Annotated in this window: 20 protein-coding genes; 17 read left to right on the top strand and 3 right to left on the bottom strand. The window is 61.0% G+C overall.

What is annotated here, in order from left to right:
- Positions 1–263: 263 nt before the first annotated feature.
- The 6 genes from typA (at position 264) to SBC1_RS10220 (ending at position 10,192) form a co-directional block, all read left to right on the top strand.
- Positions 264–2,090: a translational GTPase TypA gene (gene typA / locus SBC1_RS10245; RefSeq protein ID WP_089160941.1), complete on the top strand. Its 1,827-nt coding sequence runs from the start codon at positions 264–266 to the stop codon at positions 2,088–2,090.
- Positions 2,091–2,416: 326 nt separating this feature from the next.
- The gene (locus SBC1_RS10240; RefSeq protein ID WP_165091781.1) at positions 2,417–5,275 is read left to right on the top strand and encodes a 2-oxoglutarate dehydrogenase E1 component; all 2,859 of its coding nucleotides are present in this window, start codon (positions 2,417–2,419) and stop codon (positions 5,273–5,275) included.
- 226 nt (positions 5,276–5,501) lie between these two features.
- The gene (odhB, locus tag SBC1_RS10235) at positions 5,502–6,800 is read left to right on the top strand and encodes a 2-oxoglutarate dehydrogenase complex dihydrolipoyllysine-residue succinyltransferase (RefSeq protein WP_165091777.1); all 1,299 of its coding nucleotides are present in this window, start codon (positions 5,502–5,504) and stop codon (positions 6,798–6,800) included.
- A 104-nt stretch (positions 6,801–6,904) separates the two neighbouring features.
- Positions 6,905–8,335, top strand: coding sequence for a dihydrolipoyl dehydrogenase (gene lpdA / locus SBC1_RS10230; RefSeq protein WP_165091768.1), 1,431 nt, complete (start codon positions 6,905–6,907; stop codon positions 8,333–8,335).
- Positions 8,336–8,469: 134 nt separating this feature from the next.
- Complete coding sequence (gene zapE / locus SBC1_RS10225; protein ID WP_165091765.1) at positions 8,470–9,567, top strand: cell division protein ZapE; 1,098 nt, start codon at positions 8,470–8,472, stop codon at positions 9,565–9,567.
- A 166-nt stretch (positions 9,568–9,733) separates the two neighbouring features.
- The gene (locus tag SBC1_RS10220) at positions 9,734–10,192 is read left to right on the top strand and encodes a transposase (RefSeq protein WP_165091762.1); all 459 of its coding nucleotides are present in this window, start codon (positions 9,734–9,736) and stop codon (positions 10,190–10,192) included.
- Positions 10,193–10,320: 128 nt separating this feature from the next.
- Here the strand turns inward: SBC1_RS10220 and SBC1_RS10215 are convergent, their stop codons facing one another.
- The 3 genes from SBC1_RS10215 to SBC1_RS10205 form a co-directional block, all read right to left on the bottom strand.
- Positions 10,321–10,794 (bottom strand): DUF2147 domain-containing protein, encoded by a 474-nt coding sequence (locus SBC1_RS10215; RefSeq protein ID WP_165091759.1) that lies wholly within the window; start codon positions 10,792–10,794, stop codon positions 10,321–10,323.
- A 161-nt stretch (positions 10,795–10,955) separates the two neighbouring features.
- Positions 10,956–12,659: a ShlB/FhaC/HecB family hemolysin secretion/activation protein gene (locus SBC1_RS10210; protein WP_241201922.1), complete on the bottom strand. Its 1,704-nt coding sequence runs from the start codon at positions 12,657–12,659 to the stop codon at positions 10,956–10,958.
- Positions 12,660–13,148: 489 nt separating this feature from the next.
- Positions 13,149–14,969 carry a collagen-like triple helix repeat-containing protein gene (locus SBC1_RS10205; protein WP_165091755.1) on the bottom strand — a complete coding sequence of 607 codons (1,821 nt, stop codon included), beginning with the start codon at positions 14,967–14,969 and terminating at the stop codon, positions 13,149–13,151.
- A gap of 813 nt (positions 14,970–15,782) precedes the next feature.
- On the opposite strand from SBC1_RS10205, the gene SBC1_RS10200 reads away from it, so the two are divergent.
- The 11 genes from SBC1_RS10200 (at position 15,783) to SBC1_RS10150 (ending at position 26,257) form a co-directional block, all read left to right on the top strand.
- Positions 15,783–15,944, top strand: coding sequence for a Flp family type IVb pilin (locus SBC1_RS10200; RefSeq protein WP_165091753.1), 162 nt, complete (start codon positions 15,783–15,785; stop codon positions 15,942–15,944).
- 230 nt (positions 15,945–16,174) lie between these two features.
- Positions 16,175–16,744, top strand: coding sequence for a prepilin peptidase (locus SBC1_RS10195; protein WP_165091750.1), 570 nt, complete (start codon positions 16,175–16,177; stop codon positions 16,742–16,744).
- Positions 16,745–16,881: 137 nt separating this feature from the next.
- Positions 16,882–17,301: a TadE/TadG family type IV pilus assembly protein gene (locus SBC1_RS10190; RefSeq protein ID WP_241202104.1), complete on the top strand. Its 420-nt coding sequence runs from the start codon at positions 16,882–16,884 to the stop codon at positions 17,299–17,301.
- A 33-nt stretch (positions 17,302–17,334) separates the two neighbouring features.
- Entirely contained in the window at positions 17,335–18,309 is a 975-nt protein-coding gene (cpaB, locus tag SBC1_RS10185) for a Flp pilus assembly protein CpaB (RefSeq protein ID WP_165091745.1), read from the top strand.
- A 116-nt stretch (positions 18,310–18,425) separates the two neighbouring features.
- Positions 18,426–19,964, top strand: coding sequence for a type II and III secretion system protein family protein (locus SBC1_RS10180; RefSeq protein WP_165091743.1), 1,539 nt, complete (start codon positions 18,426–18,428; stop codon positions 19,962–19,964).
- A 129-nt stretch (positions 19,965–20,093) separates the two neighbouring features.
- Complete coding sequence (locus SBC1_RS10175) at positions 20,094–21,497, top strand: fimbrial protein (protein WP_165091741.1); 1,404 nt, start codon at positions 20,094–20,096, stop codon at positions 21,495–21,497.
- Positions 21,498–21,500: 3 nt separating this feature from the next.
- Entirely contained in the window at positions 21,501–22,877 is a 1,377-nt protein-coding gene (locus SBC1_RS10170; RefSeq protein WP_165091738.1) for a CpaF family protein, read from the top strand.
- A complete protein-coding gene (locus SBC1_RS10165; protein ID WP_165091736.1) occupies positions 22,870–23,892 on the top strand; it encodes a type II secretion system F family protein in 1,023 nt (340 codons plus the stop codon). The genes SBC1_RS10170 and SBC1_RS10165 overlap by 8 nt, the downstream gene beginning before the upstream one ends.
- Positions 23,889–24,890, top strand: a complete 1,002-nt coding sequence (locus SBC1_RS10160) for a type II secretion system F family protein (RefSeq protein ID WP_165091734.1) — start codon at positions 23,889–23,891, stop codon at positions 24,888–24,890. Before SBC1_RS10165 ends, SBC1_RS10160 begins: the two co-directional genes overlap by 4 nt.
- Positions 24,891–24,908: 18 nt before the next feature.
- Positions 24,909–25,820, top strand: a complete 912-nt coding sequence (locus SBC1_RS10155) for a pilus assembly protein (RefSeq protein WP_370469556.1) — start codon at positions 24,909–24,911, stop codon at positions 25,818–25,820.
- A gap of 47 nt (positions 25,821–25,867) precedes the next feature.
- Positions 25,868–26,257, top strand: a complete 390-nt coding sequence (locus SBC1_RS10150; protein ID WP_241201921.1) for a DUF3613 domain-containing protein — start codon at positions 25,868–25,870, stop codon at positions 26,255–26,257.
- Positions 26,258–26,297 lie beyond the last annotated feature (40 nt).

Genomic DNA, 26,297 nt, shown 5'->3' with positions numbered 1-26,297 from the left:
TAAGGCCTGACAGCAGGCGTTGACGCCGGTTTTCGGCTGTCTTGAAATAGGCAGGCGGTTCCGGGTTATGTCCTATTGCACGATGGGGAGGAAGAGGACACGCCGGCGTGTTACACTCTCGGGTTCCCATCGCGCCGAGTGCGGGGGGCGTGGAGGTTTCTTACTGAGTCGACTTTTTAAGTTGGCCTTTGAGCTGACCCCGCGGCCTGCTGCTTGCACCCACCCACGGCGCTCAACTGTATGTACAAGCTCCTCAGCCTCCTATGACTCGCGCCCTCCGCAATATCGCCATCATCGCCCACGTCGACCACGGCAAGACTACGCTCGTCGACCAATTGCTCCGCCAGACGGCCACGTTCCGAGAGAACCAGGCTGTCGTCGAGCGCGTGATGGACTCGAACGACATCGAAAAGGAACGTGGCATTACGATCCTTTCGAAGAACTGCGCGGTCGAGTATGAAGGCACGCACATCAACATCGTCGACACCCCCGGACACGCCGACTTCGGCGGAGAAGTGGAGCGCGTGCTGTCGATGGTTGACTCGGTGCTGCTGCTGGTGGACGCCGTTGAAGGCCCGATGCCGCAAACGCGCTTCGTGACGAAGAAAGCGTTGGCGCTCGGCCTCAAGCCTATCGTGGTGATCAACAAGGTCGACCGGCCGGGCGCGCGTATCGACTGGGTGATCAACCAGACGTTCGACCTGTTCGACAAGCTGGGCGCCACCGAAGAACAACTTGATTTCCCGATCGTCTACGCATCGGGCCTGAACGGTTATGCCGGGCTGAACCCGGACGTGCGTGAAGGCGACATGCGTCCGCTGTTCGACGCCGTGCTGGAACACGTCCCGGTTCGCCCGGCCGATCCGGAAGCGCCGTTGCAGTTGCAGATCACGTCGCTCGACTTTTCGTCGTATGTTGGCCGTATCGGTATTGGCCGGATCACGCGTGGCCGTATCAAGCCGGGCATGGCTGTTGCCGTGCGTACGGGTCCTGACGGCGCGATCCTGAACCGCAAGATCAATCAGGTTCTGTCGTTCAAGGGCCTCGAGCGCGTGCAGGTCGAAGAAGCCGAAGCCGGCGACATCGTGCTGATCAACGGTATTGAAGAAATTGGCATTGGCGTGACCATTTGCGCCGTGGATACCCCGGAAGCATTGCCCATGATCACCGTGGACGAACCCACGCTGACCATGAACTTCCTGGTGAACTCGTCGCCGCTGGCTGGTCGCGAAGGCAAGTTCGTCACAAGCCGTCAGATCCGCGACCGCCTGTTCAAGGAACTGAACCACAACGTCGCGTTGCGCGTGAATGAAACCGGCGACGAAACCACGTTCGAAGTGATGGGCCGTGGCGAACTGCACCTGACCATTCTTGTGGAAAACATGCGTCGTGAAGGCTACGAACTCGCCGTGTCGCGTCCGCGCGTGGTGATGACGGAAGTCGACGGCGTGAAGCACGAGCCGTACGAAAACCTGACCGTCGACATGGAAGATGCAAACCAGGGCGGCGTAATGGAAGAACTGGGTCGTCGTAAGGGCGAAATGCTCGATATGGCGTCGGACGGCCGCGGCCGTACGCGTCTTGAGTATCGTATTTCGGCGCGCGGCCTGATCGGCTTCCAGTCGGAATTCCTGACGCTCACGCGCGGCACGGGCCTGATGAGCCACACGTTTGATTCGTATCAGCCGGTGAAGGAAGGCGGAGTCGGCGAACGTCGTAACGGCGTGCTGATTTCGCAGGACGACGGCGCGGCTGTTGCGTACGCATTGTGGAAGCTGCAGGATCGCGGCCGCATGTTCGTGTCGCCGGGCGACGCATTGTACGAAGGCATGATCATCGGTATTCACAGCCGCGACAACGATTTGGTCGTGAACCCGATCAAGGGCAAGCAGTTGACCAACGTGCGTTCGTCGGGAACGGACGAAGCGGTGCGCCTCGTGCCGCCGATCCAGATGTCGCTGGAATACGCGGTTGAATTTATCGACGACGACGAACTGGTCGAAGTTACGCCGCAATCCATCCGTCTGCGTAAGCGTTACCTGAAGGAACACGAGCGTCGCAGCGCCAGCCGTAAGGGCGCAGTGGACTGATTTGCGCGAGTATTTGCGTGACGAATTGACGTTCGAGAAAGCCGCCTTCGGGCGGCTTTTTTATTGCAACAAAGCGTCCCATTAGCGTTGAATCAGATGCGTCCCTTATTCGCGAAAGGTCCCCGAAAGCCCGCTGGATAAGCATCCCGGCTGCGACCATCAGCGCGTCGACGTATTGATCTGTGCTATGCTAGAGAAAGTATTGCCAGTTTTAGGTCCTTCCAAGCAGACTTGATTCGCGCAATCCGCTAAACGGTCAGGCCGTGTTGCGGAAGGTTGAGTAACCCGCTATTTCTCGAGAAACTCGAAGAAAGGTGAGCGTAAAAATGATGAAGAATTCCCAGCTGAACTCCTATTTGTTCGGCGGTAATGCCCCGTATGTGGAAGAACAGTACGAGGCATATCTCGATAATCCCGCGTCAGTGCCCGAGACCTGGCGTACCTATTTCGATGCGTTGCAGAACGTGCCTGCATCGGATGGGACGAATCACAACGACGTGGCCCATGGCCCGATCGTCGAATCGTTCGCGCAACGCGCGAAATCGAACGGCTTCGTGCCGCGCGAAAGCAGTGGTGATCTGGCAACCGCGCGCAAGCAGGTCTACGTCCAGTCGCTGATTGGAGCCTACCGTTTCCTCGGCTCCCAGTGGGCCAACCTCGATCCGCTGAAGCGCCGCGAGCGCCCGGCCATTCCTGAGCTCGAACCCGCGTTCTACGACTTCACCGAAGCCGACATGGATCAGATGTTCCATGCACAGAACCTGTATTTCGGTTTCGAACAGGCATCGCTGCGCGAGATCGTGAAGGCATTGCGTGACACGTACTGCGGCACGATCGGCGCCGAGTTCATGTACATCAGCGATCCGGAACAGAAGCGCTGGTGGAAAGAAAAGCTCGAATCGATCCGCTCCACCCCGAATTTCTCCCCCGACAAGAAAAAGCACGTTCTTCAGCGCCTGACGGCAGCCGAAGGGCTTGAGCGTTTTCTGCACACGAAGTACGTTGGCCAGAAGCGCTTCTCGCTGGAAGGCGGCGAAAGCTTCATCGCGTCAATGGACGAAGTCGTGCGCCACGCTGGTGCGGCCGGCGTGCAGGAAATCATCATCGGCATGGCTCACCGCGGACGTCTGAACGTTCTAGTGAACACGCTGGGCAAGATGCCGGCTGACCTGTTCGCCGAATTCGAAGGCAAGCACGTCGATGACCTGCCGGCCGGTGACGTGAAGTATCACAAGGGTTTCTCGTCGGACGTTTCAACCGACGGCGGCCCGGTGCATTTGTCGCTCGCGTTCAACCCGTCGCACCTTGAAATCGTGAACCCGGTGGTCGAAGGGTCGGCGAAGGCACGTATGGATCGTCGCGGCGACGTCGATGGCCTCCAAGTGCTGCCGGTCCAGATTCACGGCGACGCGGCGTTTGCCGGTCAGGGCGTGGTCATGGAAACGCTGAACCTCGCGCAAACGCGTGGTTACGGCACGCACGGCACGCTGCATATCGTCATCAACAACCAGATCGGCTTTACAACGTCCGACCCGCGTGATGCGCGCTCGACGCTGTATTGCTCGGACGTGGCGAAGATGATCGAAGCGCCAGTGCTGCACGTGAACGGCGACGATCCGGAAGCGGTCGTGCTGTGCACGCAGCTGGCTATCGACTTCCGCATGCAGTTCCACAAGGACGTGGTTGTCGACATCATCTGTTTCCGCAAGTTGGGTCACAACGAGCAGGACACGCCGGCGGTCACGCAGCCGCTGATGTACAAGACGATTGCGAAGCATCCGGGTACGCGCGCGCTGTATGCTGAAAAGCTGGTGCAGCAAGGCGTGCTCACGGCTGAAGACGCTGATGGTTACGTGAAGGCGTACCGCCAGGCAATGGACGATGGTCATCACACGGTCGACCCGGTGCTCTCGAACTACAAGAGCAAGTACGCGGTGGACTGGGTTCCGTTCCTGAACCGCAAATGGACCGATGCCGCTGACACAGCCGTTCCTTTGGCCGAACTGAAGCGTCTCGCCGACCGTATCACCACGGTTCCCGATAACTTCAAGGTGCATCCGCTCGTCGAGCGCGTGATCAACGATCGTCGCGCAATGGGCCGGGGCGAAGCGAAGCTCGACTGGGGCATGGGCGAGCATCTGGCATACGCGTCGCTGGTGGCGTCGGGTTATGCGGTGCGTCTCACGGGCCAGGATTCGGGCCGTGGCACGTTCACGCACCGTCACGCCGTGCTGCACGATCAGAACCGCGAGCGCTGGAACGACGGCACGTACATTCCGCTGCAGAACATTGCTGAAGGTCAGGCGAAGTTCACCGTGATCGACTCAGTGTTGTCGGAAGAAGCGGTGCTTGGCTTCGAGTACGGCTATTCGACCGCAGAACCGAACACGCTGGTTGCGTGGGAAGCGCAATTCGGTGACTTCGTGAACGGCGCGCAAGTCGTGATCGACCAGTTCATCTCGTCGGGCGAAGTGAAGTGGGGCCGTGTTTCGGGTCTCACCATGCTGCTGCCGCACGGTTATGAAGGCCAAGGTCCGGAGCACTCGTCGGCACGTATCGAACGGTTCCTGCAACTTTGTGCTGACCACAACATGCAAGTGGTCCAGCCGACCACGCCGGCGCAGATTTTCCATCTGTTGCGCCGTCAGATGATCCGTTTGTTCAGGAAGCCTCTGATTGTCGCTACGCCGAAGTCGCTGCTTCGTCACAAAGAAGCGGTGTCGGATCTTTCGGAACTGGCGAAGGGTTCGTTCCAGCCGATCATCGGCGAAGTGGATGGCACGGTTGAGTCGAAGAAGGTCAAGCGTGTGATCGTGTGTTCGGGTCGCGTTTATTACGACCTCATCGCGCATCGCCGTGAAGCGAAGGCGAACGACGTCGCGATCATCCGTATCGAGCAGTTGTATCCGTTCGCCCACAAGCAGTTCGACGCGGAAATCAAGAAATACGAAAACGCGAACGAAGTGGTCTGGGTACAGGACGAGCCGCAGAACCAGGGCGCCTGGTTCTACGTCGAGCATCATCTGCGTGAAGGCATGCGTGAAGGACAGAAGCTGGCCTACAGCGGCCGTCCGGCATCGGCATCCCCGGCAGTCGGCTATTACGCGAAACACTACGAGCAGCTGAAGGCGCTGATCGAAGGCGCGTTTGGCCGGTTGAAGGGCGCGCAGACGATCTCGAAATAAACGGCTGTGACCGGGGAGTGCCGCTGTTGGCGCCTCCCCGGTTTTTCATGCGCTGTCCTGTGATTCGAGTTTCGATTTTGAACGTGGAATGCACAAGCAGCGCTCGCGATTGGTAAGACCCGTTAGACGCGCGCTGCATTTACACGCTCTGGTCACCCAAGAATTGACGGCGTCGAACTCTCTTAAGAATTGACGTTGTACCCAGATACATTCAGGAAAAAACATAATGTCTATCGTAGAAGTCAAGGTTCCCCAGCTCTCTGAGTCCGTGTCCGAAGGCACTTTGCTGACGTGGAAGAAGAAGCCGGGCGAAGCAATTGCCATCGACGAAATTCTCGTCGAAGTCGAAACGGATAAGGTCGTGCTGGAAGTGCCGGCACCGGCTGCAGGCGTGCTGGCGCAAGTGATCAAGCATGACGGCGATATAGTGACGGCCGAAGAATTGATCGCGACGATCGACACGGAAGCAAAGGCCGGTGCAGCACCGGTTGCCGCCGCCGCAGGCGCCGCCGAAGTGCAACCCGCATTGGCTGCTGCGCAACCGCAACAGGAAGCCGCACCCGCAACGGCTGCCGCTTCGAACACCTCTGCATCTCCCTCCGCCGCCAAGATCCTGGCTGAGAAGAATGTCTCGAGCGACCAGATTTCGGGCTCGGGCCGCGATGGCCGTGTCACGAAGGGCGACGCGCTGGCTGCCACGCAAGGCGCGCCGGCGGTGTCCGCTTCGGTTTCCGCGCCTGCTGCCAAGGCTCCTGCTCCTGCCAAGGCCGCACGTCCGTCCCTGCCGGACGTGAAGGCGCCGGGTGCTGATCAATGGCTGAAGGATCGTCCGGAACAACGCGTTCCAATGTCGCGTCTGCGCGCGCGTATTGCCGAGCGTCTGCTTGAGTCGCAGCAAACCAACGCCATCCTGACCACGTTCAACGAAGTGAACATGGCGCCGGTGATGGACCTGCGCAACAAGTACAAGGACAAGTTCGAGAAGGAACATGGCGTGAAGCTTGGCTTCATGTCTTTCTTCGTAAAGGCTGCCGTCCATGCACTGAAGAAGTACCCGCTGGTGAACGCATCGATTGACGGTAACGACATTGTCTATCACGGTTACTTCGATATCGGTATTGCCGTCGGTTCGCCGCGTGGTCTCGTGGTGCCGATCGTTCGCAATGCGGATCAATTGAGCCTGGCCGACATCGAGAAGAAGATTGCTGAATACGGCGTGAAAGCACGCGACGGCAAGCTGTCGATCGAAGAAATGACCGGCGGTACGTTCTCGATTTCGAACGGCGGTGTGTTCGGTTCCATGTTGTCCACGCCGATTATCAACCCGCCGCAGTCGGCCATTCTTGGTGTGCACGCTACGAAGGAACGCGCGGTGGTCGAGAACGGCCAGATCGTGATCCGTCCGATGAACTATCTGGCGCTGTCGTACGACCACCGGATCATCGACGGCCGCGAAGCCGTGTTGTCGCTTGTCGCGATGAAGGATGCGCTGGAAGATCCGGCTCGCTTGCTGCTGGACTTGTAAGCCCTGCGTTGGCCCTTTAAATCTGGCAGTAGAACGTTATTTGGAAGTCATGGCGCGTTTGGTAGACCCGGACGCGCCATGTATCCAACAAGAGAAGGATAGTCATGTCCAAAGAATTTGATGTCGTCGTGATTGGTGCAGGCCCTGGCGGTTACATCGCGGCAATTCGTGCAGCGCAACTCGGCAAATCGGTTGCGTGTATTGAAAGCTGGAAGAACCCGGCCGGTAACCTGAAGCTCGGCGGCACGTGTCTTAACGTGGGCTGCATTCCGTCGAAGGCGCTGCTGGCTTCGTCGGAAGAATTTGAAAACGTTTTGCATCACCTCGGCGACCACGGTATCAACGTGGGCGATGTAAAGCTCGATCTCACGAAGATGCTTGCCCGCAAGGAAGGCATTGTCGAGAAGATGACGAAGGGGATCGAGTTCCTGTTCCGCAAGAACAAGATCACGTGGCTGAAGGGTCATGGCAAGTTCACCGGCAAGACGGACGCCGGCGTGCAGATCGAAGTGAGCGGCGAAGCAGAAGCCGAAACGGTGACGGCGAAGAACGTGATCATCGCGACGGGATCGAAGGCGCGGCATCTGCCGGGCATTCCGGTCGACAACAAGATTGTGGCGGACAATGAAGGTGCGCTGTCGTTCGACGCCGTGCCGAAGAAGCTCGCCGTGATCGGCGCCGGCGTGATCGGGCTGGAACTGGGTTCGGTGTGGCGTCGTTTGGGCGCGGACGTGACGGTGCTCGAAGCGTTGCCCGCGTTCCTCGGCGCGTGCGATGACTCGTTGGCGAAAGAAGCCGCGAAGCAATTCAAGAAGCAAGGTCTCGACATTCACCTCGGCGTGAAGATCGGCGAAGTGAAGACGACGGATTCGAGCGTCTCGGTGGCCTACACGGACAAGGACGGCAACGCGCAGACGCTGGACGCGGACCGCTTGATCGTGTCGATCGGCCGCGTGCCGAACACGGACAACCTTGGTCTGGAAGCCATCGGCCTGAAGACGGACGAACGCGGTTTTGTTCCTGTGAATGACCACTGCGCGACCAGCGTGCCGAACGTGTACGCGATCGGCGACGTGGTGCGTGGCCCGATGCTCGCGCACAAGGCAGAAGACGAAGGTGTGCTGGTGGCCGAGATTATCGATGGTCAGAAGCCGCATATCGACTACAACTGCATTCCGTGGGTGATCTACACCGAACCGGAAATTGCGTGGGTCGGCAAGACGGAGCAGCAGTTGAAGGCTGAAGGCCGCGAGATCAAGACCGGCCAGTTCCCGATGATGGCGAACGGCCGCGCGCTGGGCATTGGCAAGGCAGACGGTTTCGTGAAGATGATCGCGGACGCGAAGACCGACGAACTGCTCGGTTGTCACATCATTGCGGCGAACGCGTCGGACCTGATTGCCGAAGCCGTGGTGGCGATGGAGTTCAAGGCGGCATCGGAAGATATTGGCCGGATCTGCCATCCGCACCCGTCGTTGTCCGAAGTGATGCGCGAAGCTGCGCTCGCCGTCGACAAGCGCGCGCTCAATATGTAACTGCAGCATTGTTTTGAGCAGCAAGACGAAGGCGGGCGGGAGTTTTCCCGCTCGCCTTTGTTTTATCGACGGCCTTTAGCTTCTTTAGCGTCTTTAGCTCATCTGGCTTATCAGGGCACCCAGACTCTCGCACCATGAACGTCAACGAATACTACGAAAACGAACTGCAGACGCGGGGTTATCAGTCGGACGCAGCGCAGCTGGCGGCGGTCGAACGCTTGCAGCGTTGCTACGACGAGTGGGTCGCTTACAAGGCGCGCCGCTCGAATGCGTTCAAGAAGCTGATTGTGCACCCGGAGTTACCGCGTGGCGTCTATATGTGGGGTGGGGTGGGGCGCGGCAAGAGCTTCCTGATGGACAGCTTCTTCGCGGTCGTGCCGGTGCAGCGCAAGACACGCCTGCATTTCCATGAGTTCATGCGCGAGGTGCATCGCGAGCTGGAAGAGCTGAAGGGCATGGCCGATCCGCTCGATGAACTCGCGCGACGCGTGGCGAAGCGTTACCGGTTGATCTGTTTCGACGAGTTCCATATCTCGGATATTGCTGACGCCATGATTCTTTACCGGTTGCTCGACCGGTTGTTTGGCGCCGGCGTGCAGTTCGTGATGACGTCCAACTACGACCCTGATTTGTTGTATCCCGATGGTTTGCATCGCGACCGGCTGCTGCCTGCCATTGAGCTGATCAAGTCGAAGCTGGACGTGATCAATGTCGATGCTGGCACGGATTATCGTAAGCGTACTTTGTCGCAGGTAACTGCGTATCACACGCCGCTAGGCGCCGCCGCCGACAAAGCGCTGCGTGCCGACTTCGCGAAGCTTGCCGCGGTGCCGGACGAAAGCCCGATTCTGCGGATCGAGAAGCGCGAACTCAAGGCACTGCGCAAAGCCGACGGCGTGGTCTGGTTCGACTTCGCCACGCTCTGCGGCGGCCCGCGTTCGCAGAACGATTACCTGGAACTGGCGAGCCGATTCCATGCGGTGATTCTCTCCGAAGTACCGAAGATGTCGCCGCGCAATGCATCGGAGGCGCGTCGTTTTACGTGGCTGATCGACGTGTTCTATGACCACAAGGTGAAGCTGCTGATGTCGGCAGAGGTGCCCGCTGAAGAGCTGTATGTGGAAGGGCCGATGGCCAACGAGTTTGCGCGCACGGTGTCGCGGATCACGGAGATGCAGTCAAAGGAATATCTGGAGTCGGAGCGCCGGCTGGTGGATACCTCGCTGACCTGAAGCAGCGTTGGCCGAACGGCCGAGTTGACAATGCGAGACTCATAATTTCGCTGCGAGCTTACTGCCGTAAGGCTCTCAACCGTATTTCAAGATTCGGACATGTCTGATACCGGGGTGTCGGAGCGATCGGTATCTTCTAATCACTTACTTGTGATTGGAGAAAACCATGAAGCCTTACCGCGATATGTCCGACGAAGAATGGCAAATGGTGGCGCCTTTGCTGCCCGAGTTGCGGCCTCGTTCCGAGTTGCGCGGGCGGCCGCTCGCCAACACCCGCGCGGTACTCAACGGCGTGCTGTGGGTCATGTACAGCGGTGCTTCATGGTCAACATTGCCGCGCAAATACCCGTCGTATCAGACATGTCACCGGCGCTTCAAGGCATGGCATGACTCCGGTGTGCTCGCGCGTGTAATGCAGCAATTGTTCGGCGGGGCGAGTGAAGGTTTGTACTCGTTGATGACCTCGCGCATGCGAGTGCCAACAGAGTTGCCCGAGGGACTTGGCGGTCATGCGGTTGCTATCGAAATGCATGGCGACGCGCGGCCAGTGCTCCTGCCGCAGGTTCCGCTTACGCCGGCTGGCCCGGTTGAATACGTGCGCGGCGGTGTGCGTCACGCGGCTTGACGATCTGGAGAAGAGCGGGCAAAAATCAGGAAAAGCTCGCTCGAATACAAAAACCCGGCTGGAGACCTTGAGTGTCCAGCCGGGTTTTCTTTTGCGTCACGCACTCGGGGCTTTTGGACGCAGCGTTCTTACTGCTGCCGAATCCAGGTTTGCGAACGTCCGAGCAGCGAAAAGCCAATATATCCACGTACCACGAGTTTCTGTCCGCCGTCGTCCAGGTGCATCTTGCATTTGTATAGCTTGCCGTTCTCGGGGTCGAGGATCTGGCCGCCGTCCCACGTGTCGCCATCGGCTTTCATGCCGTTGATGATGGTCATGCCTTTCATCAACTGATCCTTGCGTGAATCCGTGCAGGCCGTGCAGCGACGGTTCGGATCGTCATTGCTGCCGAGTCCGGTGAGGATCTTGCCGGTGAGCGTGCCGTCGCCATCCTGGACAATTTGCACGAGCGCCTTGGGCTGACCGGTCTTGTCGTCGATGGTTTGCCACAGTCCCGTAGGCGATGCCGCCTGCGCCATGCTGGTCGCGGCCGAGGCGAGTAGTGCGCCGGCAAGCAGGATGCGTCCGACATGCCGATGCGCGCGTTGGGTAAATCCCGTCATGCTTCCTCCTTGAGGTAAAACGTCTCTTGATAGTGTGACCATGTTGTCATTATTGCCGGCCTCGCGGGCGCCGCGTGCCGGACAGAATACGACAAAGCATGGAGAGCGTTTTGTACTAACCCTCTAGTTGGGCAAGTCGGTCGCTTGTGGTCTGTTCCATGTCAATTGAATTGGTAGGAGAAGGTCGCGTTGACGCGCGGGCTCCGCGAGCCGTTCCCTTCCACCGGGGCATCGCCAACCGGTTTCGCCAGCGATAAATCCAGGCTGTAGTACTTGGCATCGGAGATCCGAAAGCCCACACCGATGGATGCGAGGCGGCTCGGTTTCGCACCGGCGGCGTGAAGATACGTGTGGGCGTTATCGACGGAAACGTAGGGTGTGAAGGTCTTCATGAACGCCAGTCCTATCGCAAACGGCCGGTTGATTTCCGCCGACGCGGCCCAGCCCGAATCGCCCGATGCTTCTCCCGGCTCGTAACCGAGCGCAAAGCGCTGTCCGCCAAACGCGATCTTCTCCGATGTTGGCAGGGAGTCCGCGCTGTACTGACCGGTTGCTGCAATCGAGGTGCCAATCTTGAACGGCCATTCATCGGTCTGCGAAACCGTAGCGCCCGTGCGCACGAACGTGAGTGACGCCGGGTTGGTCGTGACTACCCCGGGAATGTTGGTGTCAGCCGACTTCGACGCCCCAAGCACATCGAACGCTTTCGCCACGTTCAGGCTCGCACGCCGGACCGTTCCCGTATCCACACCGGTGTAGTCGAGTTGCAACGTCGTCACACGCACCTGCGAACGCTGGCCAAGTTGTGCGCCCGTGATGGTGTTCTTGTAGCGGTCCTCGTCGTGAGATGCATATGCGCCCACTGTGCCAATCAGGCTGCGTGTGTTGCTCAACACGAACGGATACGACGCGGACAAGCCGGCTTTGTCGTTGATGACGGTGCGCTCGACGTAGGAGGGGAGGCCGGGGTTATCGGCAGGATTTCCATAGTAGTGCGATGCATCGACCTTGGCGATGAAGCCGTCGGTGCCTATTGGCAACGAGCCATTGACGTCGAAATAGGTTTGATCGTCGCGGCCCTTCGGCAGCAGTGCGGAGACTCCCAGCGTCTCGCCTTGACCAACCAGGCCGTTTTCCGTCGCGGTGACAATGCCCCGCACGCCGGGATGATTCATGTCGATTCCGGTCGCGATATTGAACGGCTTGCGCTCGACGTTCAGGTCGAGCGTGGTCGCGCCGTTGGTGGTCTGCGGCGGCGCAACGGTCGCCGCGATCTTCACGCCGGGCGTGAGGCCAAGCACATTGACGTAACGCTCGAAGGTTTCTTGCCGCAGCGGCCGGTCGGCGCGAATCCGCTCAGAGATCGCGCGAATGCGTTTTTCGGCGGCGCCGGGATCGCCCTTGATCTTGATATTGGCTACGTAACCTTCGACCACCGTGATGCGGACCACTCCATTTTCGAAGGTCTGCGCGGGCACGAAGGCGAAGGAGAGCGCGTAACCCCGTTCCTTGTAGAGCGCGCTCACGCCGTTCGCCGTTTCCATCAGTTCGCCGACGGTGACGTCCTTGCCCACGAGCGGGGTGAAGCGTTGTGCGACTTCATCGAAGGGAATGGTTTTTACGCCTTCCACCTCGATCTTTTGCGGCGTCAGATGACGCGCAAGCAATTCCTGGATGTGCGGAGTTGGCGGCTGGACATAGATGGTAACCGCCGGCGGTTTTTGCGGTGCGTTCACTTGCGGCAACGCGTCCAGCGGGTTGCCCGCGAGCACGGGTCGCCCGACCTGTCCGCTCGTCTGCGCTTGGGCGGCATGCGTCGCCACCGCCGCAAACAGCAGCGTCCATTGCCATTCTTTGATCTTCACGGTACGGCCCTCGTTAGCTTTTTTCGTGCGAACTGCGGAGGAAGACAGATCGACATGACCCGAGGTCCTGCTGCGTTCGTCATCGTTTGATGCTGGGTGCTGCTTCTGCTGCATATCTCTGTATTACGGCTCTTCGTGGCCATAACCTTTGGCTTTATTCGTTGTTGTTTCAATCTACTTGCGTTGATTCATATTTTGATATGTTGTCCTTGCTGTTTTCACTTGTCTTGGTTTTGTATCAAAACGATATCCGGCCGGATGCGAAACCGGCGCCGAGGGCGGCGCCGGGGAGGACGAGGTGTTACCAGACATTGAAAGGGATCATTGAGGGGTTAGTGGACCCTTACCTCCGCGTCGCGGGGACGTAACGAAAGGATGCTTCAAACCGTGAGCCGGGACCTGGGGCGGTCCGGTTCACGGACCCGGTGGCCTCGGGGAAATCGCTCCAGGCGAAAGCCCCGAGGCCCAAGCGTTGCGGCAGCGTCTATATCACTTGTTATGCGCACCGAGCAGGCCGCCCAGCAGCGATGTCACGCCGCCCAGCGGGTTGCCCGGCGAGCTGCTGCCCGCACCGTTGCCTGTGGTGCTCGAGAGGCCCACCCCAACGCCTACGCCGGTAGTGGTCGTCGTCGCACCGCTCGACGGCGTTTTCGTCGTCGTGGTCCCCGCGCCTACGCTTGCTCCTATGCCTGCTCCGGTTACCGACGCGAGCAGCCCGCCAACCGGGTTCGCTGCACCCGTACCTGTGCCCGTACCCGTGCCTGCCGTCGCGCCCGTCAAGCCACCCACAAGGCTCGTCACCGGTGCCAGTGGATTGCCCGCCGATCCTGCCGAACCACCTGATGTCGCGTTGGTCAGCGCACCCGTGGTGGCGCCTACTATGCTGGCTACAGGTGTCGTCGCGCCGGTGGCGACCGCGCCAACCGTGTTCGTCAAATTGCCGAGAAGGCTCGCGATGGGAGCAGTGGGGCCTGCACCCGATGTTGAACCGGCACCGCCTGCGGCACCGGTCAAGCCGCTGACCAGGCTTGCTATGGGAGCCAACGGACCGGCTGCACCCGGTACGGCTCCAAGGCTTGCGACCGTGCTCGTCACGCCGCCGACCAGGTCCTTGGCCGGCGCGAGTGCACCACCTGAGTCGCCGGCGCCGCCGATGCCTGTCAAACCACCCGTCAAGCCACTCACCAGGCCCGTGACGGGAGCGAGGGGGCCACTCGCTCCGCCTGTCCCACCCGTGCCGCCCGTCAGGCCCGAGAGAATTCCTGTGACGGGCGAGAGGGGGTTGGTGCCCGGTGTGCCGTTCACAAGACCGCCGGCTGACGCGAGCGTGCTTCCGGTAGCCGACACAACGCCGCCGAGACCGGTTGCGAGCGGATTGTTGCCGGTTGATGCCACCGTGCTGCCCGTCGACTTCAATACGCCGCCGAGCATGGCGAGGAGATTGTCGGCGGGTGCCCCGAGGCCGGTTGCGGAACCGACGGTCTGCGTGAGCGAGCCAGCCAACGCTGTGATCGGTGTGATCGCCGTGCTGGCCTGCTGCGTGATCTGGCTGACTGCGCCGGTGGAAAGCGTCGTGCCGAGCGCACCGCCGACTTGCGCGACGGCGTTGCCGAGGGTGCCTACCACGCCGCCCAACGGCGTTGTCACCGGAGCAAGCGGGGAGAGCGCGCCGCTGCCAACGCTGCTTACGAGATCGCCAGCACTGCTGACGGTCGCGCCCGCTTGTTGAACCACGTTGCCGGTGCTGGCGAGCGTCGTGCCCACGGGGTTGGCGCTCGAACCAATCTGGCCGAGCCCTTGCGAGACGCCGTTACCTAAGGCATCGACTGCGTCGCCGAGGTGCGAGACGACACCGCCAGCCGCCTGTGTCGTGCCGGGGCTCACGCCGGGAATGTTCGCGTTGCCGACGACCGTGCCCACACTCGCCACTGCATTGCCCACTGCCGAAACAACATTGCCCGCTTCGCCCGCTACAGCTGCAACCGGAGTCGTGACCGACGTGCCACTGCCTGTGCCGCCGCCCGTGCCGCCGCCTGCGACCGTTCCGTCGCCGGTTCCACTTGAGCCTGTTCCCCCCGAGCCCGTTCCGCCGCCGGCCGTGGTGCTCCCGCCGGCGCCGCTGCCGTCACCGGCGCCGCCCGTGCCGCCGCCTGTACCGCCGACGGTCGGTATCCCTCCGGATCCCGAACTGCCCAATTGTTTGCTGGTTGAGCCCGAACCGCCGCAGGCGCCAAGGGTTAGCATGGTTGCGATAGCTGCAGCGAGAAAGGTGACGCGCAATGCGCCACTTTGGATGTGACTGGTCTTCATAACGCCCTCGGATGGTATTTAGTTTTTTGCTTTTCGAACTGCCATCGTCTTATTGCAGGACGCGTGCCATTTTGTACGGAGGAGCACGAACGGTTTGCATGCACAACGGCCTAACCAGACGGAATAAGGCCTGGCATGGCTTTGCCGGAGGTATGAAGGTCTGGTGGAAATGGAGCGAAGCCACGCTGAGGCATCACGTAACGTAACGTGCGGATAAGGGCGTTACGTCTCACTCCGTAACGCGTAACGCATCCGGCTTCGCACTCGACTCCTGATGCGCAAATGGTCATGCGCAATCACGCCGATTGTCTCTCACGTGCATTGCCAGGAATTCATTTGGCGGCAGTGCGAATGATTTCTAATCGGGTGCCGTCGTTGAGTCCGCCGAATGATGCGTATGGTTAATGAGAGAGCGTCCGTTAACTGGATGGTTAGTCGGCCGATCGATTGATTGGTGCGACAAAAATTGACAAATGCGGGTAAGCACTTGAGTACAAACTGATGTTGTGACACAAACCTTACCGATCCAGCGTAACAATCAATGAATTTATTGCGCGTTACCCGTTGATTTCAAGATAGCGTTCAGCTATAAATCGTTTCAGGGATGCATCATTTATCATCCTGACTGATGGAGGCACCATCGATTACACATCTAGAACCTGAGAGAAGCGGCAAATAAAATCGCGCGCAACGACGCGCATCCAGGCATGCGGAGCCAAGTCCACGGGAAAGAGAGAACCCGTGGGCGGCGACCCAGAAAAAATGCCGGATCGTTTGCCACATAGCCATTAAAAAATATCCGAGGGAAGCATCATGTCTAATTTCATCAAGGGCTTCGTCCACGACGAACGCGGTGTCACAGCCATTGAATACGCGATTATTGCCGGCCTTATCGCGGTTGCGCTCGCGGTATCGGTAGGTGACGTTGTCACGAAGCTTCAGACCGTGTTCACGAATATTGTGACCGCGCTCTAGCGGAACGGGCTTCGCGCCGCCTGGCATCAGGCGTCACGTTCTTCTCGCTAGCAATTAACCGCCTAAGCCGGCCTATTCGCCGATATAGCTGGATCACTACGTGTTGTCGCATTAATGCGGCAACACGTAGTGGGTTTGATGCGCGCAGTCGTGACGCCGGGCTTTTCTACCCGATTGCTTTAACGAGCGGTCGGCGGGATCAGTTTGCCTGGCTGAAGCGAGTTCATATCATGATTAACGCCGCGCTATTCGTTAGCTGGGCACTTGCGGTCGTCTTATTCGATTGCCGGCTGCGCCGCATTCCCAATTGGCTCGTTATTGCGGGACTGGCGGTGGCTTGCGTGCTTGCCGCAAGTGGTCATTCGTCATTTCACATCGAGTTACGTGATGCTGCACTCGGTTTCCTGGCCGGGCTCCTTGCGCTGTTGCCGTTCTACCTGATTGGCCTGATGGGCGCCGCCGACGTCAAGGTGTTCGCCACGCTCGGCGCATGGTGCGGCTTTCACGCGTTACCTGCGCTATGGATCGTGGCCAGTATTGCCGCTGGCATTCACGCGCTGTATTTGCTGGCGTCGGTGGCGATTGGGGGGCAGCGCAAGATTGCCGCAAGTCCATTGGAGTCCTTAACAAGTACCGGTGGTTATGTGAACGTTCCTCACGCGCTCACCGGAACCGGTGCCGAACGACCACCTGGATACACCTTCATTGTCGGAGGCCGCCGAGCCACACCGTACGCCGCGTTGCTCGCCGTGTCCGCAATAGGAAGCCTGACGCTGCATGTCTTCGAGACTGCCCGATGACCCGACCCGACTCCGCGCGACCCGCCTCGCCCGACGCCTGCCCGCGCGATCACGCACATTTAGCCGCACATTTAGCCGCACATTTGCTCGCCCATACCAAGCCGCTCAACGCTCGACGCCGGGCGCAGCGCGGCACCATGGCGGTGGAATTCGCCATTGTGTTTCCGCTTTTCTTCCTCGTGTTCTACGCGATCGTCACCTACAGCATGGTCTTCGTCGCGCAGCAATCGCTCACGTTGGCTGCATCGGAGGGGGCACGTGCGGCGCTGCGTTACCAGCCAGGCGCGACCAGCGCAGCCAGCGCGCTCGCGCTGCGCGCGAGCGCGGCTTGCGCCACGGCGACAGGTCTCGTGAACTGGCTCGCGGGCAGCGCTCCGTGCACTGCGACGTATGCTGCGTGCAGCTTTGACGCCACGATGCAATGCGTGAGCGTCGCCCTCAACTACAACTACGCAAGCCGGCCGCTGGTGCCTTCACTGCCTTTGATCGGGCTGCCGGTGCCAGCAAGTCTCACTGCAAGTGCGATGGTGCAACTGAACCCGGAGAACCTGTTTTAAGCGTTGTTCACGCCTGAAACGACCAAGACGATCATGGCTAACATTACTCGCATCCTTGCTGTCTCCTTGATCGTACTTGCCGTGCTGCTTGGCATTTTTGCGTGGTCGATCTCACGTCGTCCTCCCGCGCCGGTACCGCAAATCGTGCAGGGTCAGGCAAGTTTTCCGGTGGTCGTCGCTACACGCGACCTACCTGCCGGCAAACCGATCGACGCCGATGCCATGAGCTTGCGGATGGTGCCATCGCGTGGAGCCGGCGAGTTCGCCGATGCCACCGGGCTTGTCGGGCGCGTGCCGCTCGTTGCGATTGCCGCAAATACGCCGCTCTCCGCGGCCAACCTCACTACCGGACTCGCCGACGCGATCGCGCCTGGCGAAAGAGCTGTCGCAGTGCGGGTGGACGAGGGCAATGCCGTGGGCAACCGGGTGCGGCCCGGCAATTTCGTCGATGTATTTTTCATGCTCAAGCGCGATATGCCCGCCGGCCCGGGGACGGAGGCGGAGGTGGACGCGACGCAAGCGCGCCTGTTGTTATCAAGGGTACGTGTGCTCAGTTTCGGCGATGCGACCCTTCCCGGCACGTCGGACGCAGTCGACGCTGCGGCCAACGCGGCTAACGCGGCCAACGCGGCCAATGCCCCGCGCAGTGCGGGTGCGCGTACGGCGGTGCTCGCCGTGCGCACTGCGGATATCGACGCACTCACGCTCGCCGAAGGCGCGGGCCGTCTGGTGCTGGCGCTGCGCAATCCCGCCGATACGGACACAGCCGAACCGCTTGCCATGGCACCACTACTTATGTCGATAAGGATACCGAATGAAGGTGCGTCGCGTGCAGCTGCCGGTCTGTCGCTGGAGGCGCTGGCGGGTGTCCATGGCGAGCGCCCGGCGCGCCCGCCCGCCATGCCGCCGTTGCCTGCCGCGCCTGCGGCACGTGCACCGCGTGTCCAGACGGTGTCGAATGATCTTGAGCTGATTCGGGGTGCTCGTAGGGAAAAAGTGGCGTACTGAAAGTGATGACCGTGCCGTAAAGAAATGGAGAAGGACGAGTAGCAGCCAACATCAAAAGAAAGTTCGGGGCAATGCCGCCGTATGGCGACAACGCAGTACGCAGTCGATATATAAAAATGACGAAAGCCAAGGGTTTCTATCGAGGACGCAGCGTCTCTGGCGCGCGTCGGTTATTGCTCGCCGCGCTGGTATGCACGTGGGCGGCGCCTCCGTTCGCCGGTGCGAACGCTGCCAGACCTGGAGCAGGCGCGACCGACTCCGCAGCGTCGCGGGTCATCGACATCGTCGTGGGGGCGCAGAAGCAGATCGCGATGGGACGCACGTTGCAGCGCGTAGCCGTGGGAGACCCCGCGGTCGCGGATGTGCTCTGGCTCAAGAGCAGCGGCGGCGCGAGCGGGGGTTTGTTGGTGGTCGGAAAAAGCGCAGGACGCACGGAGATGATGATCTGGGAGCGACGTCAGAGCGCGCCGCAGACCTACACCATCAACGTCACCACGCTGGCCGCCCATGAGTTGCTCGGCAGCGATACGCCCGCGGTGAGCGTGCTTGGCCGGACAGCGGTGGTCACCGGGTCTGCCGCGAGCATGGAATCACATCAGCGCGCATTGGCCGTCGCGAGGGAATCGGTCGCGCGAACCGCAGTTTCGTCCGATGCGTCGCCCAATGGGTCGTCAGCATCGGCCGGCAAGGATTCGGGAGGGCCGAGCGGAAACGCCCCCGACTCGTCTGCGACCGGCAGCAGCAGGGGGGGCGGAGCGAAGGACGGTGACGTCCTCGATGCCTCCACGGTAGCAACAAGTCCGGTCGTGCAGGTCGATGTGAAGGTGGTCGAGTTCAGCAAGGCCGTGCTAAAGGAAGCGGGTTTCAATCTCTTCAGGCAGAACAATGCGTTCGCATTCGGCACCTTCTCGCCTTCGTCGCTGACGTCGTACACGGGCGGCGCGACTCCCAATTTGCAGGTCACGTCCGTGTCGCCTATCAGCAGCGCGTTCAACCTGATGGTGAACCTCGGCACTCGCGGTATTTTCGCGAACCTCAGCCTGCTCGAGTCGAACAATCTGGCGCGCGTGCTGGCCGAGCCGACGCTCGTCGCTTTATCGGGGCAGAGTGCGAGCTTTCTCGCTGGCGGGGAGATCCCGGTGCCGGTGCCGCAGTCGCTCGGAACGATCAGCATTGTCTACAAGCCTTACGGCATCGGCTTGACGGTCACACCGACGGTGCTGGGGCCGCGACGGATTGCGCTAAAGGTCGCGCCGGAAGCAAGCCAGCTCGACTTCACGCACGCGCTGACCATCAACGGCATTTCGGTGCCTGCCATCACCACGCGGCGCGCGGATACCACGGTTGAACTCGGTGACGGCGAGAGCTTCGTGATCGGCGGCCTTATCGACCGCGAGACGGCGTCGAACGTCGACAAGGTACCGCTGCTCGGTGATCTGCCGATCATCGGCTCGTTCTTCAAGACCTTGCAGTACACGCAGAACGATCGCGAACTGGTGATCATCGTGACACCGCACCTGGTCTCGCCGATCGCAAAGGGCGCAGTGCTTCCCACGACGCCCGGCGAGCAATCCGAGCAGCGCGACGGCCCTGTGTGGCGCTCGTTCATGGGCGGGGTTGCATCGGGTGACGCGGCGCCGGGGTTCTCGAAATGACAGACGTAAATGTTGACAGAGAGGGAGACAGGCAGGTGGTGAAGACGCGTGCAAGCCCGTATGGAACGGCGAGTGCGGCGAGGTGTGCTGGCAGCGGTTCCCGCGCCGGTGCGGCAGGAGAAAGCGGCGATGAACGCAAGAGTTTTACCTTTGACTGACGTAGAAGCGCGCGCGCCGGGCGTCCGGTTCCTGTGCGTCTGCTCGGATGCGGGACGCCGGGCCTGGCTCGCTCGCGCGCTGGGCACACTGGGCGAGCTTGAGCATGTGCCGTTCGACGCTGTTGCGCTGATGCCGAAGATATCGACGCTGGGCGCCACGATGGTGTTCATCGACTTCGCCCGTGCGCCGCTTGAAGTGCCCGAAGCCAGCATCGCAAGCGCGACGGCCATGGCGAGCGCGGTGCACGATGCGTTTCCCGGCTTGGCGATCGTTGCACTCGGTTCCCTGCAGCAGTCGGCCAGCGCGATTGCGGCATTGCGCGCCGGCGTGCGCGATTTTATCGATGTTGAAGGTGAGCTCGGCGAAGCACTTCGGATAACGAAACAATTGATCGAGCACGTCGGCCGGTCAGCGAAGACGGAACAGGTCGCCAACCGCCACGGGCACATTACGGTGCTGCTGGGTGCGCGCGTCGGCATGGGCGTGAGCACGCTGGCTGCGAATCTGGCGGTAAGGTTACAGAAACGTGGCTCGGCGGCATTGAAGACCTCCGCTCTGCTCGACCTGGGTATCCCCGCAGCAGACAGTTCAGTGCTGCTCGACACACAAAGCGAATTCAATTTCGTCGATGCCGTGCGCAACCTGCGCCGCTTCGATCAGACCTTTGTTCATACGGCCTTCGGGCGCCACCCCAGCGGCCTGGCGGTGACCACGTTGCCACCGGATCTCACGGCGATGCGCGAGGTGTCGTATGCGTCGGCGGTGAATCTGGTGAACCGTCTGCGGACTTTCTTCGATCACCAGATCGTTGATCTCGGCGGTTTCCCGAACCTTGAGTTCGTCGCGCAAATGGTACGCGCGGCCGACAACGTGTGGCTGGTCTGCGATCCGAACGTGGCGTCAGTGGTGTCCGCCATGGAGTTGCTGGAAGGTCTGCGTGTTGTCGATGTCGATGCACGCTCGCCCCACGACCGCGAGGCTGCCGATGCGCGGCAGAAGTTGCATCTGGTCGTGAACAAGTTCGACCCGACGCTGCAATTTGGCGCCGAACAAATCGCGGAGCGCCTTGGGCTACCGTTGCTCGCGATACTGCCCGCACGTGCACAGGCGCTTGGACGCGCGGTGAACCATGGGCGCCTCCTGGCGGATATCGCTGAACGCGATGCTTATGTCCGCGCGTTGGACCCGCTCGTCGCGTGGCTCGGCGGTCATAAGCTGGCTGCGGCCGAGAGCATCACGTCCACATCCGGGCCGTTGACAGACGGTATGGACTCCAATGCACCAAAGCAGAAGACGGCGGATTCCGCCGGCGTGTCGAGCGGCTCAAAACAACTCTTCAAGCGGCTCTTTCCCACTTTCACCAAGCGGTCATAGACGATGGCAAAAGACATCGAGTTCGCCGACGACGCCACTTCGTTCGCGCATACGCAAGAGTTCCAGGACATCAAGAACGCGGCGCACGAGCATTTGCTTACGCGGATTGAAGAGCTGGGCGCCGAGTTTGGACGCTGGTCGCGCCAGGCGATCCAGCAGTTCGTCGACCTGGAGATCGACGGCTTCGTCCGGATGCGGCGCATTCCGCTAAACGAGAGCGAAGTGCGGCTGGTCGCACAGGCCCTGACGAAGGAGTTGGCGGGCTTCGGGCCGATCGAGGATCTGCTCGCGGATCCCTCCGTGGAGGACATCCTCATCAACGGCTTCGACGACGTCTACGTCTCACGCCACGGCATGCTTCTGAAGATCCCGGTGCGCTTCGCAGACAACGGGCATTTGCTGCGGATCGTGCGGCGCATCCTCGCCCCAATCGGGCGGCGGCTGGACGAATCCAATCCCATGGTCGACGCCCGTCTGCCCGATGGCGGCCGGGTGAACGTGGTGATCGAGCCGCTGTCGCTCGACGGGCCGGTGGTATCGATACGAAAGTTCCGTCGTGACCCGCTGCGGCCCGACGACCTGCTCGCGAACGGTACCTTCGATCAGGAGATCTGCGGGTTGCTCGACGCCGCGGTCGCTGCGCGCTGCAACGTGCTGGTGTCGGGCGGGACGAGTTCGGGCAAGACGTCGCTGCTCAACGCGCTTGCGTTTTTTATTCCGAAGCAAGAGCGTGTAGTGACGATAGAAGACACCGCTGAACTCTCGCTCAATCATCCGCACGTGGTGCGGCTGGAAAGCCGTCCGGGCGGGTTTGACGGCGCGGGCGTGGTGTCCATACGTGACCTCTTGCGCAATACGCTGCGGATGCGTCCTGACAGGATCATCGTGGGTGAAGTACGCGGCGGTGAAGTCCTGGAAATGCTGCAGGCCATGAACACCGGCCACGACGGTTCGATGGGCACTGTCCACGCGAGCTCGGCACGAGAGTGTCTTTACCGGCTTGAGATGCTGGCAGGGTTTGCCGGCTTCCAGGGCACGGAGTCCAGCTTGCGGCGGCAGATTGCGAACGCCATCGACTTCATTGTGCAGATAGGGCGATTGTCCAATGGGCGGCGGCGGATTTTGTCGGTGACGGAAGTGACGGGACTCTCGGACAACATTGTCGCGACACAGGAGTTGTACCGGTACGAGCCGATCATGGAAGGCGGCGAGGAGCAGGATAACTGGGTTTCGCTCGGCATTCATCCCAGCTCGCCGAAGCTTGCCAAGTACCGCCAGTCCCTCGGCAACGACAGAGGCGCGGACAGCTTCAACGACACCTTCGGACGAGGCGGTGGTAGCGGCGGTTTCGGCCGCTCTGGAGGAGGCTTCAATGTCTAGCGGTATCGGTCTCGTCCTGGTCGTGGCGCTGCTATGCGCGGCCGGCGGGCTGTTGCTGTGGAAGAGCGCCCAGGACAACCGGGAACGCGCGCTGACAGATCGTTTTGTTGACCGGCGCGTGGCGTCAGTACAGGGTGCAACACCGGTTGAAATGCCGGGCACGTCGCCCTCTCAGAACAGCCAGCGCACTCGCTCTGCGACTCTCGCCACACTGTCACCGAGTGCCGCGCGGCACGGCGTTCGCGAGAATGTGCGCCATCTGCTGGCACGCACGGCTTATGGCTTTGGCAATCTGATGAGTCGCGCGGGCATTGCCAGTGGGCGCACCTTTCTGTTGAGCACGGGTGCGATGATTTTGCCGGGAGCGTGCTGGGTCGGTATGCGTACGCATTGGATGGTTGCGCTGGGTTGCATCGTCTTCGGGATGCTCTGCGCGTTTGCTTTTCTCTCATGGCGTGCACAAAAACGCTATCAGCGGATCTCGCGCCAGTTGCCCGTATTCCTCGATGGCATCGTGCGGCTGATCACTATTGGCAACAGCGTGCCGGCCGCGTTCCAGTCCGCACTGACAACCGCCGACGCGCCCTTGCGCGACTGCCTCGACCGAGTCTCGCGGATGTTGCGCTCGGGCGTCGACATAGAGGTGGCGCTGAAGCACGTGGCCTCGGTGTATCGCGTGCGCGAGCTGGAATTGGTTGGTTCGGTGCTGCGCATCTCGGTGAAATACGGCGGGCGCTCCGACGTAATGCTCGACCGCATGGCGGCGCTGATGCGCGATCTCGAACAGGCCGAGCGCGAACTGATCGCGCTGTCTACCGAGACGCGTTTGTCCGCCTGGGTGCTCGGGCTATTGCCGGCGCTGGTGGGTGGCTTCGTGCTGATCTCCAACCCGTCGTACTTCCAGTCGATGTGGTCCGATCCCTTTGGCCGGCGGCTCGTGTACATGGCGTTGGGGCTGCAAGCGTTCGGCGCTTTCCTGCTGTACCGGATGGCGCGCCTGAAGGATTGGTCATGACCGCTCACACCGTGTTCGCTCTCGCCTTGTTCGCTGCCGCGCTGGGCTGTGCTTTGCTTGGCGTGCTCGCGTTCACGGGCCTCGCGCGCATGCAGCGCGGCGCGCGCACGCTCGACCACGCGCTCGATCAACGTGCGGCCAGTTCGGCTGCGCGCGCGATTGCAGCGGGTAAGGAGACGCGGCAGACGATGGACGCTGGCGAGGCGCGGCCAGGAAGGGCCAAAGGTGGCAGCCTGTCGCGCCTCGCCGATGCGCTCGTCCGTGTGGCAGTGAGTTGGCTGGATACGCCGTTCGGTGCAATTGTGGTCGCGCCTGAAGACCGGCGGTTGCTGGATCGATGCGGTTTCCTCAATGCCAACGCGCGCGCGCGTCTCTTCGCGGCGCGGCTTGGTTGTGCCGCGCTGCTGCCGCTGCTTGCGCTTGTCCGGTTCAATGGAGAGCCGCGACTCGCCATGTGGCTGATCGGCGCGTTCGGTCTCGGGTTCATGTTGCCGAAGTGGTTCGTGCGACGCCGCGCCAAAGCGCGTCAACGCTCGGTAGCCAACGAGTTGCCGATGTTCGTCGACTTGCTGCGTTTGCTGCAGGGCGTCGGGCTGTCGCTCGATCAGAGCCTGCAAGTGATGATCAACGACTTCGCGACCGTGCTGCCGGTGCTCTCGCAGGAACTCGCGCTGGCCCACCGTCAGTTCACCACCGGACGTACACGTGAGCAGTCGCTGAGCCGGCTCGCGACGAGCTACGAAAGCGACGACCTGAATGCGGTTATTCGACTCGTCGTGCAAGTAGACAAGCACGGTGGCGCGGTACAGGAACCGTTGCGCCAGTTCGGCGACCGGTTGCGCGAGTCGCGTCGCGCGACGTTGCGTGAACGGATCGGCGCATTGACCGTAAAGATGACCGGCGTGATGGTGGTGACCTTGCTGCCCGCGCTGTTGATCATGACAGCCGGACCAGGGTTTATCGCCGTGGCCCATTCGCTGTCCACGATGCATAGATAGACTTTCAAGAGATAAGCCATGAAAACGATCGGAATGGAGAACCGCCTGCCCGCTGTTGTCCTGATGCTTGCCTATACCGTTTTCGCGGGCCTGGGTGGCTGCGCGTCGAAGATGGAAAGCGGTTATGGGGTCGGCATACAGGCGGAGCGCGAGGCCGCGCTTCAGCCGTCGCAGCAGAAACAGGACGCACCCGACACACCCGGCATGTATCTCGCGCTGATCGACCGGATGCAGTCGCAGGGTTTGTTCTATGCGTCGCTTGCGCACATTGACGCGTACGAGAAGCAGTATGGCTCGACGCCCGACACAATTCTGCTGCGCGCCGACGCCTTGCGCCAGACCGGCCAGGCCCAGGGCAGCGCCGATGCATATACAAAATTGCTGAACACGCCACTGGCAGCGCGCGGACATCGCGGTCTCGGTTTGCTGGCCGGCGCAGCAGGAAAATTTGATAAGGCATCCGAAGAATTTGATGCTGCCACGCACTTGCAGCCAACCGACGCTCTCACGCTATCTGATCTGGGTTACGCGCGCTTGCGTCTCGGCGATGTGGCGGGCGCTCGCGTACCGCTGATGAAAGCGGCGGAGTTGGCGCAGGACAATCCGAAGATCCTGAGCAATGTCGCGTTATTCCTGCTAGCCGAAGGGCAGTCTGCCGCGGCGCAAGGGCTGGTCGCGCAGCAGAAATTTTCGCCGGAAGTGCAGCGGGCGATTCACGCGGATGCGCAGCGCATCGCGGCGGCCTCGACACAAGCCATGCGCGCGCGAGCGGCCGAGGTTGCGGCGGTGACAACCGAACAAGCACGCGTTCCTATGGCCCGCGCGCCGCAGACGGTCGAATCGCTACTCAACGCACAATTGCCGCTGACGCAGACATACGATCAACCCGCCGCGATGTCGGCCAATCAATCGCAACTGGTTGCACGGTGAAGAGACGAACTATGAATGAGTATCGGACGAGGCAAGGGTGGGCCAGAGTGATAAGTCAGAGTGCGGGATTGATTGCCGCGGTGGGCTTGATGGCCATTGCCACCAGTTCGTCGGCGCAGACGCAGACGCGTCTGACGGCGCAGCCCGAGGAGCAAGCAGGGGAAGTGCCAGCGGTTCAGGTAGGGCAGCCGGATGCGGACACGCAAGTCATGCAGCCTGTTTTGCAACCAGTCATGCAGATCGGCGATGCCGCCCACTGCATGCTCGCGTTGCAGCGAAGCGGTCAATTGGCGGCACCCGCACTGCCAATGCTGGGCGCGGAAGCGAGTGCCGCGTATGCGCGTTATCTGAAGTCCTTCGACCATCCGATTCCGGAACATCTGGATTCGTCTGTGGGTACAGTCGGCGGCGCGTTAGGCGGTGGAGCGTTGAACTGACATGATGCGCCTGCCGACATCACCAGGAAGAGCTGGGCCG

The organism is Caballeronia sp. SBC1 (assembly GCF_011493005.1).
Classification (GTDB): domain Bacteria; phylum Pseudomonadota; class Gammaproteobacteria; order Burkholderiales; family Burkholderiaceae; genus Caballeronia.
This window is presented reverse-complemented; position numbering and strand designations above follow the sequence as displayed.